Origin of the sequence: Mesorhizobium sp. M0701 (assembly GCF_040320365.1) — a bacterium.
Lineage (GTDB): Bacteria > Pseudomonadota > Alphaproteobacteria > Rhizobiales > Rhizobiaceae > Mesorhizobium.
In genome coordinates this window covers 1-13,179 of the sequence record NZ_JAMYPO010000028.1, presented here as the reverse complement: position 1 = coordinate 13,179, position 13,179 = coordinate 1, and the positions used below count along the sequence as shown (strand labels likewise).

Annotated in this window: 10 protein-coding genes; 8 read left to right on the top strand and 2 right to left on the bottom strand. The window is 62.7% G+C overall.

All coding sequences use genetic code 11. The features are described 5' to 3' along the window. Positions 1–60: 60 nt before the first annotated feature. Together NKI24_RS23330 and mutY are read right to left on the bottom strand one after the other, a co-directional pair. Entirely contained in the window at positions 61–672 is a 612-nt protein-coding gene (locus NKI24_RS23330) for an HAD family hydrolase (protein WP_352449869.1), read from the bottom strand. Between the two features lie 11 nt (positions 673–683). Continuing rightward, positions 684–1,796 carry an A/G-specific adenine glycosylase gene (mutY, locus tag NKI24_RS23325; protein WP_352449868.1) on the bottom strand — a complete coding sequence of 371 codons (1,113 nt, stop codon included), beginning with the start codon at positions 1,794–1,796 and terminating at the stop codon, positions 684–686. A gap of 49 nt (positions 1,797–1,845) precedes the next feature. Here mutY and NKI24_RS23320 point away from each other — a divergent pair, with 49 nt between their 5' ends. The 8 genes from NKI24_RS23320 (at position 1,846) to nadE (ending at position 12,838) form a co-directional block, all read left to right on the top strand. After that, positions 1,846–2,346 (top strand): DUF721 domain-containing protein, encoded by a 501-nt coding sequence (locus NKI24_RS23320; RefSeq protein ID WP_352748690.1) that lies wholly within the window; start codon positions 1,846–1,848, stop codon positions 2,344–2,346. A 129-nt stretch (positions 2,347–2,475) separates the two neighbouring features. Further along, positions 2,476–3,201 (top strand): DsbA family protein, encoded by a 726-nt coding sequence (locus tag NKI24_RS23315; protein ID WP_023674158.1) that lies wholly within the window; start codon positions 2,476–2,478, stop codon positions 3,199–3,201. A 117-nt stretch (positions 3,202–3,318) separates the two neighbouring features. Next, positions 3,319–6,777 (top strand): chromosome segregation protein SMC, encoded by a 3,459-nt coding sequence (smc, locus tag NKI24_RS23310; protein ID WP_352748687.1) that lies wholly within the window; start codon positions 3,319–3,321, stop codon positions 6,775–6,777. A gap of 109 nt (positions 6,778–6,886) precedes the next feature. Next, positions 6,887–7,858 carry an NAD-dependent epimerase/dehydratase family protein gene (locus NKI24_RS23305; protein WP_352449865.1) on the top strand — a complete coding sequence of 324 codons (972 nt, stop codon included), beginning with the start codon at positions 6,887–6,889 and terminating at the stop codon, positions 7,856–7,858. Between the two features lie 185 nt (positions 7,859–8,043). Then, positions 8,044–9,981, top strand: coding sequence for an asparagine synthase (glutamine-hydrolyzing) (gene asnB / locus NKI24_RS23300; RefSeq protein ID WP_352748684.1), 1,938 nt, complete (start codon positions 8,044–8,046; stop codon positions 9,979–9,981). Between the two features lie 19 nt (positions 9,982–10,000). After that, positions 10,001–10,264, top strand: a complete 264-nt coding sequence (locus NKI24_RS23295) for an acyl carrier protein (RefSeq protein WP_352748837.1) — start codon at positions 10,001–10,003, stop codon at positions 10,262–10,264. A 22-nt stretch (positions 10,265–10,286) separates the two neighbouring features. Beyond that, the gene (locus tag NKI24_RS23290; protein ID WP_352748681.1) at positions 10,287–11,834 is read left to right on the top strand and encodes a class I adenylate-forming enzyme family protein; all 1,548 of its coding nucleotides are present in this window, start codon (positions 10,287–10,289) and stop codon (positions 11,832–11,834) included. Further along, complete coding sequence (nadE, locus tag NKI24_RS23285) at positions 11,831–12,838, top strand: NAD(+) synthase (protein ID WP_352748678.1); 1,008 nt, start codon at positions 11,831–11,833, stop codon at positions 12,836–12,838. The genes NKI24_RS23290 and nadE overlap by 4 nt, the downstream gene beginning before the upstream one ends. Positions 12,839–13,179: the final 341 nt, after the last annotated feature.

Below are 13,179 nucleotides of genomic sequence, written 5' to 3'. Positions count from 1 at the left end.
TCCGAGTTGCGACAGATCGGTTAATGCGAAGGCTCAACCAACTCCTGGAACCGATTCAAATCACACTTTGATCCCAAGACGCTCAAGGTCCGCCCTGAGCGTCCTTGCATCGGTGAACAGCACCGACTGCCAGCCCGCCGCCTTGGCGCCGTCGACGTTCTTCTGGCTGTCGTCGATGAACAGCGTCGCTGACGGTTCGAGGCTGAACGCGGCGACGTGGTGGTCATAGATGGCGCGATCCGGCTTGATCTGGCGGATGTCGCCGGAAACGGTGACGCCGCGCGGCCGATTGAGGAAATCGAAGCGCTCGCGGGCCTCGGCGAGCGTATCCGCAGCGAAATTGGTGAGCATCGTCACGTCATGGCCGCTGTCGATCAGGCCGATCATGATGGCGACGCTGTCCTCATAGGCGTGAGGCACCATCTCGTGCCAGTGCCGGCGGAAATTGCGGATATTTTCGGCGTGCTCGGGATATTGCGCGATCGCCAGCGCTTCGGCCTCTTCCCAACTGCGGCCGCGATCCTGCTCGATGTTCCAATCATGCGTGCAGACATTGTCGAAGAACCATTTCCGTTCGTCGGGATCGGGGATCAAGCGACTGAAGGGCAGGTCCGGATCATAGTGGATCAGCACTTTGCCGATGTCGAAAACGATGTGGCGGATTTCAGTCATTCTTCTCTCTTTCAACGCGGCCGCTGCTTTTTCGTCGCGCCCGGTATCGCCGCTTCGATTACCTTTTTCATGACGCTCGGCAGCGCTTCCCCGGAAATTTCATGCGCCAGCGACCAGAAATGCCCGGCCGGGGCGACGCTGTCGGTGTCCGCCTTGAACACGTAGAGTTCAAGCGCAAAATGAGTAAAGACATGGCCGATGCGTCCGGCCCGCCGCCAGTCGCCGGGGAACGGGGCTGCCGCTTCCGTGGTGGCGCCGTCTATGCGCGCCGTCCAGCCGGTCGTCGGCACCTCAGTCATGCCGCCGAGCAGGCCCTTTTCGACGCGCTTTCGCAAAAGCACGGCGCCGTCGCCCCTGACGGCAACGAAGGCGGCACCGCGGCGTAGGGGTCTTTCGGCCTTGGGCAGGCGGACCGGAAAGCGTTCGGGGTCGCCCGAGATTGTGGCGCTGCAATCCTCGCGAACGGGGCACAGCATGCAGCGGGGCCGGCGCGGCGTGCAGATCGTCGCGCCCAGGTCCATCATCGCCTGCGCGAAGTCGCCGGGCCTTGTCGGGGGAACCATGCGTTCGACCTGGCCGCGTATCTCGCCCTTGGCTTCGCCCAGCGGCGTGGCGATCGAAAACAGCCGTGAGACGACCCGTTCGACATTGCCGTCGACGACCGCGGCTGGTCGGTCGAAGGCGATCGCTGCGATCGCCGCCGCCGTATAGGCGCCGATGCCGGGCAGTTCCTTCAAGCCGGACTCGCTGTCCGGAAAGCGGCCGCCTTGCCGCGCGACGAGATCGGCACAGGCTTTGAGGTTACGGGCGCGGGAATAATAGCCGAGCCCGGCCCAGGCCTTCATGACGTCTTCGGTCGGTGCCGCCGCCAGCGCCTGGACCGTTGGCCATTTCTGCACGAACGCCCGGAAATAGGATTTTACCGCCTCGACCGTGGTTTGCTGCAGCATCACCTCGGAAAGCCAGACCAGATAGGGATCGGGCCGCGCCCCGCCCGCCAGCGTGCGCGGCGAAACGCGCCAGGGCAGGTCGCGGTGATGCGCGTCGTACCAGCCAAGCAGCCGGGAGGCGATCTCGACATTGTCTCCGGATACGGCCTTGCGGGTCTGGTCGTGCAGTGCCATTGATCGAGGGTCGGCCCTAATCCATTGGTGCTGAAGCTGGAGAACGCACATGGCAGGGAAAAGGCCCTTCGGCAATCCCGTTCCGGTGAGCGATCTCGCAACCGAGATCCTCGACCCAGTGCTGCGCAAGCGGGCCGGTATGTCGATCGGACTGGTCCAGTCATGGGAAGAAATTGCCGGGCCGCGGCTTGCCGGCCGCTCGCGCCCGGAAAAGATCCAGTGGCCGCGCCGCATGCACGAGGACGATCCTTTCGAACCGGCGGTGCTGGTGATTGCCTGCGAGGGTGTGGCGGCGCTGCATCTGCAGCACGAGACCGGCGAGATCATCAACCGGGTCAATGCCTTCCTCGGTTTCAATGCGATAGGTCGCATCAGGATCGTGCAGAAGCCGGTAATGGCGGGCAAGGACAAGCCGAAACCCAGTTTGCGGCCATTGACTGCGGCCGAGAAAGCGAAGCTGTCGGGCACCGTTCGTTTGATCGAGGACGGCGGGCTGCGCGCCTCGCTGGAGCGGCTTGGCGCCACCATTCTCGGTCAAAAGAAACCGTGATCTCGCGCTATCGTGATGGTATGCCCGGATTTGGCGATTGGAATGGGGGCGGTAATGCCTTAATTCGCGCCAACTCTCGCTTTTTGTAGACTTTGCATTGCAAAATCCAACTGTTGCCAGGTGATTCGTATGATCCGTTCCTTGTCCCGCAGAAACCTTTTGACTTCGCTGGCCGCAATACCAGCGGTGGCGCTGCTTGCCGCCTGCAGCGACTCGGGCGAGAAAGCCGAGGCGCAGGATGTGAAGCCTGCGGCTCCGGAACCTGCGAAGCCGGCCGCTCCGGCCGCCGCGGCGGCGCCGGAGGCTCAGGGCACGGTCGATATGGCGGCGCTGCTGAAGCCCGGCGCATTGCCCGACATGCAGCTCGGCAAGGACGATGCAAAGGTCACCATCGTCGAATATGCATCGATGACCTGCCCGCATTGCGCGCATTTCGCCGAGACCACTTTTCCGGAGCTGAAGACGAAATATATCGACACCGGCAAGGCCCGTTACATACTGCGCGAGTTTCCGTTCGATCCCAGCGCCGAGGCCGGTTTCATGCTGGCGCGCTGCTCCAAGGACAACTATTTCCCGATGGTCGACGTACTGTTCAGGCAGCAGGCGAACTGGGTTGGTGTGAACAATACCAAGGACGCACTGCTGCAAATCGCCAAGCTTGCCGGTTTTACACAGGAGTCCTTCGAGGCCTGCTTGACGGACCAGAAACTTCTGGACGATGTGAGATCCGTCCAGAAGCGCGGCGCCGACGAATTCAAGGTCGATTCCACACCGACCTTTTTCATCAACGGAAAGACCTACAAAGGGGCGATGTCGATTGCGGAAATGTCGGCCATCATCGACCCTCTGCTCTGACGTTTCGGCAGCGCCGAAGCGGCGTAGCTTCGGCGTGCGCACTTCTTTGTCTTGCCGCGGGTTCTCTTTGCAAAACCGCGGCACAGTTTTGCGAAACTTGGCTATGAGCCGGCGCGAATGAAGTTCTCGCGCCTTCGCCTCCTCGGCTTCAAATCCTTCGTCGAACCCGGCGAGTTCGTCATCGAACGCGGCCTGACCGGCATCGTCGGGCCGAACGGCTGCGGCAAGTCGAACCTGGTCGAGGCGCTGCGCTGGGTCATGGGCGAAAGCTCCTACAAGAACATGCGTGCGTCCGGCATGGACGACGTCATCTTTTCCGGCTCGGGAACGCGTCCGGCCCGCAACACCGCCGAAGTCACGCTGTTCCTCGACAATAGCGACCGCACCGCGCCGTCCGCCTTCAACGACGCCGACGAGTTGCAGGTCTCGCGCCGCATCGAGCGCGAGGCCGGCTCGCTCTACCGCATCAACGGCAAGGAGGCTCGCGCCAAGGACGTTCAGCTGCTGTTCGCCGACCAGTCGACCGGCGCCCGCTCGCCCTCGATGGTCGGCCAGGGCCGCATCGGCGAGCTGATCCAGGCAAAGCCGCAGGCGCGCCGCGCGCTGCTGGAAGAGGCGGCCGGAATTTCCGGCCTGCATACGCGCCGCCACGAAGCCGAGCTGCGGCTGAAGGCGGCGGAACAGAACCTCGAAAGGCTGGACGACGTCGTCGGCGAGCTGGAAAGCCAGATCGAAAGCCTGAAACGCCAGGCCCGCCAGGCCTCGCGCTTCAAGAACCTGTCGGCCGACATCCGCAAGGCCGAAGCGACGCTGCTGCATCTGCGCTGGACGCTGGCCAAGACGCAGGAAGGCGAAGCGCGTTCGGCGCTGGCGATTGCCACCGCGCTGGTCGGTGACCGTGCCGCCGCCCAGATGGCTGCCGCCAGGGAACAAGGCATCAACGCCCACCGGCTGCCGGACCTGCGCGATGCGGAAGCCGCTGCCGCCGCCGCCTTCCAGCGTCTATCGATCGCCAAGGCGCAGATCGAGGAAGAGGCAGGCCGCATCCGCGCCCGCCAGGCTGAGCTCGACCGCCGACTGCAACAGCTCGATGGCGACCTTGCCCGCGAGGAGCGCATGATCCGCGACAATGCGGATATCCTCGAACGCCTCGCCGCCGAAGAAGCCGCGCTCAACGCCGAAAACGCCGGCGCCGCCGAGCGCGAGGCCAGCACCCGCGCGGCTTTCGAGCAGGCGGCATCGACGCTTGCCTCGAGCGAGGCCAGGCTCACCGCGCTGACCGCCGAACGGGCGGAGGCTGCCGCCTCGCGCAACCAGATCGAACGGACGCTGCGCGACACCGCTGAGCGCCGCGACCGCTTTGCCCGCCAGCTTGCCGATGTCGACCGCGAACTGTCGGAGATCGTCTCCAGGGTCGCCGGCCTGCCCGATCCCGCCGAGAAGCGGCTGCTGGTCGATCAGGCGCTGACGCTGCTCGAAGAGGCTGAGGCAGCCGCCATTGCCGCCGAACAGGCGGTCGCCGAGGCGCGTGCAGGCGAAAGTGCTGCCCGCCCACCGGTTCAGGACGCAAAGGCCGAGCTGGCGCGGATCGAAACCGAGGCCCGCACGCTGGCCAAGATCCTCAACGCCGCCAGCGGCGATCTATTTCCCTCGGTGCTGGAGCAGATCAGCGTCGAGCGTGGCTACGAGACGGCGCTGGGTGCCGCGCTTGGCGAAGATCTCGCCGTGCCGCTCGACCGCAGTGCGCCGGTACATTGGGGCCAGAGCGAAATCCAGCCTGCCGACGCCGCATTGCCCGAAGGCATAAGGAGCCTCGCCAGCGTTGTGCGTGCGCCGGCACAGCTGGCCCGCAGGCTGGCCCAGATCGGCATTGTCGAAGCCGCCGACGGAAGACGGCTGCAGACGCTGCTTGCTCCCGGTCAACGGCTGGTCAGCCGCGAAGGCGCGCTCTGGCGTTGGGACGGCTTCACCGCCAGCGCCGATGCCCCGACCGCCGCCGCGCAGCGGCTGGCGCAGAAAAACCGGTTGGCCGAGCTCGATGCCGAAGCAGTCCATGCCACGCGCACCCTGCGCGAAGCTGAACAAGCCCTTGCCCAGGCCGAACAGGCGCTTGCCCAGGCGAGCGATGCCGAACGCAACGCCCGACAGGCCGGGCGCGACGCCCAGCACTGGCTCGACGCTGCCCGCAACACGCTGGCCGAGGCCGAAAAAGCCGGCGGCGAGCTGTCGAGCCGGCGTGCAGCACTTGACGAGGCGCGCGCACGCATTGTCGACAGCCATGAGGAAACGGCGGCGGCATTCGTCGAGGCGGAAATGCTGCTGCAGGACGCGCCCGATCTCGGCGATCTGCAATTGCAGCTCGAGCAGTCGGCCGCCAACGTCGCCCGCGACCGCGCCGCCCTTGCCGATGCGCGTGCCGTTCACGAGGGCCTGACGCGGGAAGCCGAGGCACGTGCGCGTCGGCTCGACGCCATCGGCGTTGAACGGCGCAACTGGGTCGAGCGCGCCGAAAACGCCTCGACGCAGATCGCGGCGCTCGGCGAACGCAAGGCAGAGGCCGAGGCCGAGCGCGAGCAACTGGCCGACGCCCCCGACGAGATTGACGCCAAGCGGCGCGCCCTGCTGTCGCAGCTCGCCGAGGCCGAAAGCCTGCGCAAGGCAGCGGGCGACCGCTTGCAGGAAGCGGAGAACCGGCAGTCCGAGCTGGACAAGGCTGCGACTGCTGCCATCCAGTCGCTGGCCGAGGCGCGCGAATCCCGCGTTCGCGCCGAAGAGCGGCTGACCGCCGCCGACGAGCGTCGGCTGGAAGTCGAGGCGCGCATCCAGGAAACGCTGAACACGCCGCCGCATCTGGTGATCCGCCACACCGGCCTCGAATCCGACAGCCCGATGCCCGAAATGGCCGAGATCGAGCGTCAGCTCGACCGGCTGAAGGTCGAACGCGAACGGCTCGGTGCCGTCAATTTGCGCGCCGAGGAGGAGCAGAAGGAACTGTCGGACCGGCTGGAGACCATCGTCTCCGAGCGCGACGACATCATCGAGGCGATCCGCAAGCTGCGGCAGGCGATCCATAGCCTGAACCGCGAAGGCCGCGAGCGGCTGCTCGCCGCCTTCGAGGTGGTCAACGGCCATTTTCAACGGCTGTTTTCGCATCTGTTCGGTGGCGGCACCGCCGAGCTGCAACTGATCGAGTCCGACGATCCGCTCGAAGCGGGGCTCGAGATCTTGGCGCGCCCGCCCGGCAAGAAGCCGCAGACGATGACGCTGCTGTCCGGCGGCGAGCAGGCGTTGACGGCGATGTCGCTGATCTTCGCCGTGTTCCTGACCAACCCGGCGCCGATCTGCGTGCTCGACGAAGTCGACGCGCCGCTCGACGACCACAATGTCGAGCGTTTCTGCAATCTGATGGACGAAATGGCCGCAACCACCGAAACGCGCTTCGTCATCATCACACACAACCCGATCACCATGGCGCGCATGGACCGGCTGTTTGGGGTGACCATGGCCGAGCAAGGCGTCAGCCAACTGGTGTCGGTTGACCTGCAGGCGGCCGAAGCCATGCGCGAGGCAAGCTGACGCATCAGCTTAATGGTGGTCTCCACCTCGGCTTTCGACTATAGCACGACAAAATGGGCCGGATCTGCCGCTCCAGATACCGGCCCGGCTATGCGCGTGGAGAAGCTTGTTGCCTATACTTGTCACCGGAGCCGCGGGGTTCATTGGCAGCCACGTTTGCCACCATCTGCTCGACCGGGGAGAAGCGGTCGTCGGCGTCGACAACATGAACGACTATTACGACCTGGCGCTCAAAAAGGGGCGGCTTGCCCGCCTTCTGCCCCACAAGGATTTTTCGTTCCACCAGATCGATATTGCCGAACAGGGCGCGCTTACAGCCGCTTTGGCCGGGCAAGGCATCGTTAGGATCGTGCACCTTGCCGCGCAGGCGGGCGTGCGCCACTCACTCGACAATCCGCGGCTCTATATCCGCTCCAATGTCATGGGCCACCTCGAAGTGCTCGAATTCTGTCGCGCCGAACCGGCATTCGAGCATCTGGTCTATGCCTCGTCGAGCTCGGTGTATGGCGGCAACCGCAGCGTGCCGTTCAGCGAAGCCGATCCGGTCGACAAGCCCGTTTCGCTTTACGCTGCCACCAAGAAAACTGATGAGTTGATGAGCCACACCTACGCCCATCTGTTCGGCATACCGCAGACCGGCCTGCGGTTTTTCACGGTCTACGGTCCCTGGGGCCGTCCCGACATGGCCTATTGGATGTTCACCCAGGCGATGCTCGAGGGCAAGCCGATCCGGGTCTTCAACAATGGCGAAATGTGGCGCGATTTCACCTACATAGACGATGTTGTGAAGGCGGTTGTCGCCGTGCTCGACAAGCCGCCGGCGGCTGACGTTCCGCCGAACAGGCTCTACAATGTCGGCAACAACCGGCCGGTGCGTCTGGGCGACTTCATCGACATTCTGGAAAGGCTGCTCGAGGTCAAGGCAATCCGCCACAACGAACCGATGCAGGCGAGCGACGTCGAGAAGACTTACGCCGACATGACCGCGCTGGAGCGGAATTTCGGTTTCAGGCCTAGCGTTTCGATAGAGGACGGGCTGAAGAAGTTTGTTGCCTGGTACCGGCCGTACTCGAAGCAGTGATTTGCAACGCTCGCCGTGACGCCTTCAAGCGTGACACCTGGAGTGGGGCGCAAGTCGGTCCGCAAAAGCATCATTTTGTCCTAACATCCTGTTAACCACATGCTTGCTGAAAAGTATCCGATTAACCTTTGAGGCGCTTATGACCGCTATGTTTCGTGGCTTGCTGTTCAGTATGAGCTGTGTGGATGTGCGGATTCGGGGGCTATTTCGGTTCAGTCCGGGATGCGGAAGCTTTGCTTGCGCGCATGACGTCTGCGATCGCCCATCGCGGGCCGGATGAACAAGGGAAATTCGTAGCGCCCGAGGCTGGACTTGGGCATGCGCGGCTGTCGGTGATCGGGATTGGCGATGGCCAGCAGCCGATGTCCGACGAAACCGGCAATTTGACGATTGCGTTCAACGGCGAGATCTTCAACTACGTGGAATTGCGCGAAGGGCTGCTGGCCAAGGGCCGACGCTTCCGCACATCGAGCGATACCGAAGTTCTCCTGCAGCTGTATGACGAGATGGGCGAAGACTGCCTGTCGCTCCTGAACGGTGATTTCGCCTTCGCGATTTGGGATAACCGGCGGCGGCGGATGGTGCTTGCAAGAGACCGCATGGGTGTTCGGCCGCTGTTCTACACCAGCAAGGACGGGGTGCTCTACTTTGCGTCGGAGATAAAGGCCCTGCTGAAGATACCCGGCGTCTCGGCCGAAATCGATCCGATTGCACTCGACCAGATCTTTACGCTGTGGGCGCCGATCGCTCCACGCACGGCTTTCCGCAACATCCACGAGCTGGAGCCGGCAAGCGTGATGATCGCGACACAGGGGCAAGTCACGGTCAAACCATATTGGCACCTAGACTACCCGTATCCGGATACGCCATCGAAGATCACCAATGAGGACGACGCGGCCGAGGAACTGCAGGCCCTGTTGACCGACGCGGTGAGGCTTCGCATGCGCGCCGACGTGCCGGTCGGTTCTTACCTTTCGGGCGGGCTCGATTCATCCCTCGTTTCGGCACTCGCGGCCGGCATGACTCCTCTTAAGCTGCAGACATTTTCCGTGACGTTCGACAGCGCCGAGCATGACGAAAGCGCCTTCCAGACCGAAATGGCGTCGGCAATTAGCACTCAGCATCGAACCATCGCCTGCCGTGCCGGCGATATCGCCGGTGTGTTTCCCGAAGTCATCCGCTTTACCGAGCGGCCGATCATCCGCACCGCCCCGGCCCCCCTATATCAATTGTCTGGCCTCGTTCGCCAGGCCGGTTTGAAAGTGGTGCTGACAGGCGAAGGCGCCGACGAGGTCTTTGCCGGTTATGATGTCTTCAAGGAAGCGCGGGTTCGCCGTTTCTGCGCGCGACAGCCGGCATCGCGCATAAGGCCACAACTGTTCCGCAAGCTTTATCCCTATCTGCCGGGCCTGCAACAGCAGTCCGTGGAGTACCTGGCTGCGTTCTTCGGAACCGGCAGCGCTGCCCTGGACGATCCGCTGTTCTCGCATCGGCCGCGGTTCAAGACCACATCAGCGGCGAAGATGTTCTTTTCCGGCGACCTGCGCGCGACATTGAAGGGGTATGACGCAGCCGAGGACCTGGCCAGCCGGTTGCCTGAGGCATTTTCCCGGTGGCATCCGCTGCATCAGGCGCAATATCTCGAAACCCGCTTTCTCCTGCCGGGCTACATCCTCTCCAGCCAGGGCGATCGCATGGCCATGGCGCACGGTATCGAAGGGCGTTTCCCCTTCCTTGACCATCGCTTGGTAGAGTTTGCGGCCCGACTTCCGCCGGAGGTGAAGCTGAAGGGACTGGTGGAAAAACACATATTGCGCAAAGCTGCCAAGCACCTGCTTCCGACGGCCATCCGCGAGCGCACCAAACAGCCTTACCGGGCACCGGAAGCCCGCTCCTTCGTTGGAGCGGGAGAACTGGACTACGTACGCGACTCACTGAGCGAGGCGAGCATCGCCGCCGGAGGACTATTCAACGCCAAGGCGGTGGCGAACCTGCACGAGAAATGCCGCTTGCAGCCAGCGTCCGGATTCCGCGACAATGCGGCTTTCGTCGGCATTTTGTCGACGCAACTGTGGCAGAAGATTTTCACTGGCGAAAAGGTCGGTGCAGCACGAGCGGCCTGAGAAATCGAGGGAATGAAAAATCATGATAGCAATCAAGGACAAGGTCAAAACCTTTGTCGTCGACAACTTCCTGTTCGGGGACACGTCCTACGAGCTTGCAGACTCCGCATCACTGATCGAGAACGGCATCATCGACTCGACGGCCGTGTTGGAGCTCGTGGCATTCATAGAGGATGATTTCGGCATAGCGATGGTCGATGCCGACATCGTACCGGCCAATCTGGATTCGATTGACCGCATCTCAGCCTTCATCAAGGCAAAGGCAGAAGCGCTGGCAGCGTAGGCGCCATCGGCGAGGAGCGTCCGTGCGGATCGAACATTTTCTGACGGCGAAGGCCGCTGCCCATCCAGCCAAAACGGCATTGATCACCGAGCACAAAAGGCTGTGCTATGAAGAGCTGGACGATCTTTCGAGCCGTCTGGCCGCCGCCCTTTTCATGAATGGCGTCAGGCGCGACGACCGGGTGCTGATCTTCATGGACAATTGCTGGGAGGCTGCGGTTTCGATTTTCGCAGTTCTTAAAGCAGGCGCGACTTTCAGTCCGATCAACGCATCCACCAAGGCCGAAAAGCTGGCCTACATCATCGCCGATTGCGATGCCGCTGCGATCCTCACGCAAGCAAAACTGATGCCCGTGGTCGCCGAGGCGTGCGGATCGTCCGGCAAGACCGGCATCTTCGTGGCTTCCACCGTTGCTGCCGATAATCAATGCCCGGCAGGGGCCACATCCCTGGCGGATTGCTTGACGTTCCAAGCCAGGGAGATTGACCACCGCGGCGTTGACGTCGATCTTGCGATGTTGATCTACACCTCGGGCTCGACCGGCCGGCCCAAGGGCGTGATGATGACGCACCGCAATTGCGACGCGGCGGCGGGCTCCATCATCACTTATCTGCGCAACTCCCCAGACGACATCATCTTGAATGTTCTGCCCCTCGCTTTCGACTACGGCCTCTATCAGTTGCTGATGGCTGTCAGGCTCGGCGCCACGCTCGTGCTCGAGAAGTCCTTCGCTTTTCCCCAGGCGGTCTTTGAACGCATCCGCCAGGAAGGCGTCACCGGGCTTCCGCTCGTGCCCACGATGGCAGCGATGATCCTGCAGATGCGTGATCTGGCGCCGGGCTTCCTGCCCAGCCTTCGCTATATTTCCAACACGGCGGCTGCCTTGCCGCCGGCTCACATAGAACGCTTGCGGTTCCTTTTTCCCGGTGTCAGGCTCTATTCGATGTATGGCCTGACGGAATGCAAGCGCTGCACCTATCTGCCGCCCGAGGAGCTCGACCGCCGGCCGGGGTCGGTCGGAATAGCCATTCCAAACACCGAAGCCTTTATCGTCGACGACCATGGGCAACGAGTGCCGCCGGGCATAGCAGGTGAATTGGTCATTCGCGGGCCGCACCTCATGCAGGGTTATTGGCGAAACGAAGCTGCGACGGAACAAACCCTGCGCCCAGGCCCGAACCCTTGGGAGAAGGTTCTCTACACCGGCGATCTGTTCAGGGCCGATGAGGACGGCTTTCTCTATTTCGTCGGCCGCAAGGACGACATCATAAAGACACGGGGAGAGAAGGTGGCGCCCAAGGAAGTGGAAGCCGTGCTTCATGCTCATCCGGGCATCGCGGAAGCGGTGGTTGTCGGTGTGCCGGATCCCGTGCTCGGGCATGCGATCGGCGCAGTTATAGTACGCTCCGACCCAGCGCTTGGCGAAAAGGATATCATTCGCCACTGTGCACGCCACCTTGAGGACTTCATGGTCCCCAAGGTCATCGAGTTCCGCCGCGAGCTGCCGAAGACCGATACCGGCAAGGTCAGCCGTCGGCTTGCGGCAGAGATGATGGAGGCCGCGCAATGAATGTTCGCCCGACCGAGGATGCGCGGACCTTTCTGGCGCAGGCTCTGGCAATCGACCTGATCACCGAAACGGACCGTATCGTAACGGCCTTGCGCCAGCAGTTGCGCGGGCTTCGCAAGCGGGGCCTTGTGCTCGGTCTTTCGGGCGGGATCGATTCGAGCGTGTCGGTCGCGTTGGCCGCACGTGCCGTCGGCCCCAAGAATGTGCTTTGCCTGTTCATGCCGGAAAGCGATTCCGATCCTGAAAGTCTGCGGCTCGGCCGCCTCGTCGCCGAAACTTTCGGTGTCGAGGCTGTGACGGAGGATATCGGGCCGATCCTGCGCGCAATGGGCTGCTACCAGCGTCGCGACGCCTTCATCCGCGAATTGGTCCCGGAATACGGCGAAGGCTGGGCTTCGAAGATCGTGATCGCGAACGCCCTTGAGGGCGGGGGCTACAATATCTCGTCGCTGGTGGTGCAGGATCCCGAAGGCAAGCAGACGAAACTGAGAATGCCGTTGCCTGTCTATCTCGGCGTCGTCGCCGCTACCAATATGAAACAGCGCACCCGCAAGCAGATCGAATACTATCATGCTGATCGTCTGAACTTCGCCGTTCTTGGAACACCGAATCGGCTGGAATATGATCAGGGATTCTTCGTGAAGAACGGTGACGGCGCCGCGGACGTCAAGCCGATCGCCCACCTCTATAAAACGCAGGTCTATGCGCTGGCGCCCCATCTCGGCGTTCCGGAGGAAATCCGGAACCGGCCGCCGACCACCGATACCTACTCGCTGGCGCAGACACAGGAGGAGTTCTACTTCTCGCTTCCATATGACCGTATGGATATTTGCCTTTACGGTCTCAACAACGACATGGCGGCCGAAGTGGTGGGGCAGGCGGCGGGGTTGGCCGCCTCACAAGTGGAACGCGTCTGGGCCGATATCATCGCCAAGCGCAAGGCGACGCGTTATCTGCATCAGCGTCCGCAACTCGTCGAGGAAGTCGAAGAACTCGGTACCTGACCTGCTTCGAGACCGGCCACGTCCCAAAAAGCGCCTTAGGGTCAAAACTCAATCAGCGGGCTGCCGCCAATGGCCGAGATGGGCGGGAAGTTGCCGTTCGTCTCATCTGCCAGACGAGCACGTTGCGCCAGGAGCGGAAGCTTAGCAGGGTCACGCCAGGGCCCAGTTAGCGCTACGAAGCAGACCTTCAGCCTGTGCCGGAAGCGGGGCCCGGCTTACCAAGTGGCATATCCAGGAAGCGCGTCCCCCTCCTCAGCTAGAGCCTTTCACGTTTTGATGGAAGCGTAGCCGGCGTTTGCGAAGTAGTTGTTGCATTCGGTTGCCTCGATCGTTTCAACGAG

Bases quoted from the DNA above. Each gene is read 5' to 3' on its own strand.
- mutY (WP_352449868.1), bottom strand. From the start codon at position 1,796: ATGGCACTGCACGACCAGACCCGCAAGGCCGTATCCGGAGACAATGTC.
- nadE (WP_352748678.1), top strand. From the start codon at position 11,831: ATGAATGTTCGCCCGACCGAGGATGCGCGGACCTTTCTGGCGCAGGCT.
- NKI24_RS23320 (WP_352748690.1), top strand. From the start codon at position 1,846: ATGGCAGGGAAAAGGCCCTTCGGCAATCCCGTTCCGGTGAGCGATCTC.
- NKI24_RS23315 (WP_023674158.1), top strand. From the start codon at position 2,476: ATGATCCGTTCCTTGTCCCGCAGAAACCTTTTGACTTCGCTGGCCGCA.
- smc (WP_352748687.1), top strand. From the start codon at position 3,319: ATGAAGTTCTCGCGCCTTCGCCTCCTCGGCTTCAAATCCTTCGTCGAA.
- NKI24_RS23330 (WP_352449869.1), bottom strand. From the start codon at position 672: ATGACTGAAATCCGCCACATCGTTTTCGACATCGGCAAAGTGCTGATC.
- asnB (WP_352748684.1), top strand. From the start codon at position 8,044: ATGTGCGGATTCGGGGGCTATTTCGGTTCAGTCCGGGATGCGGAAGCT.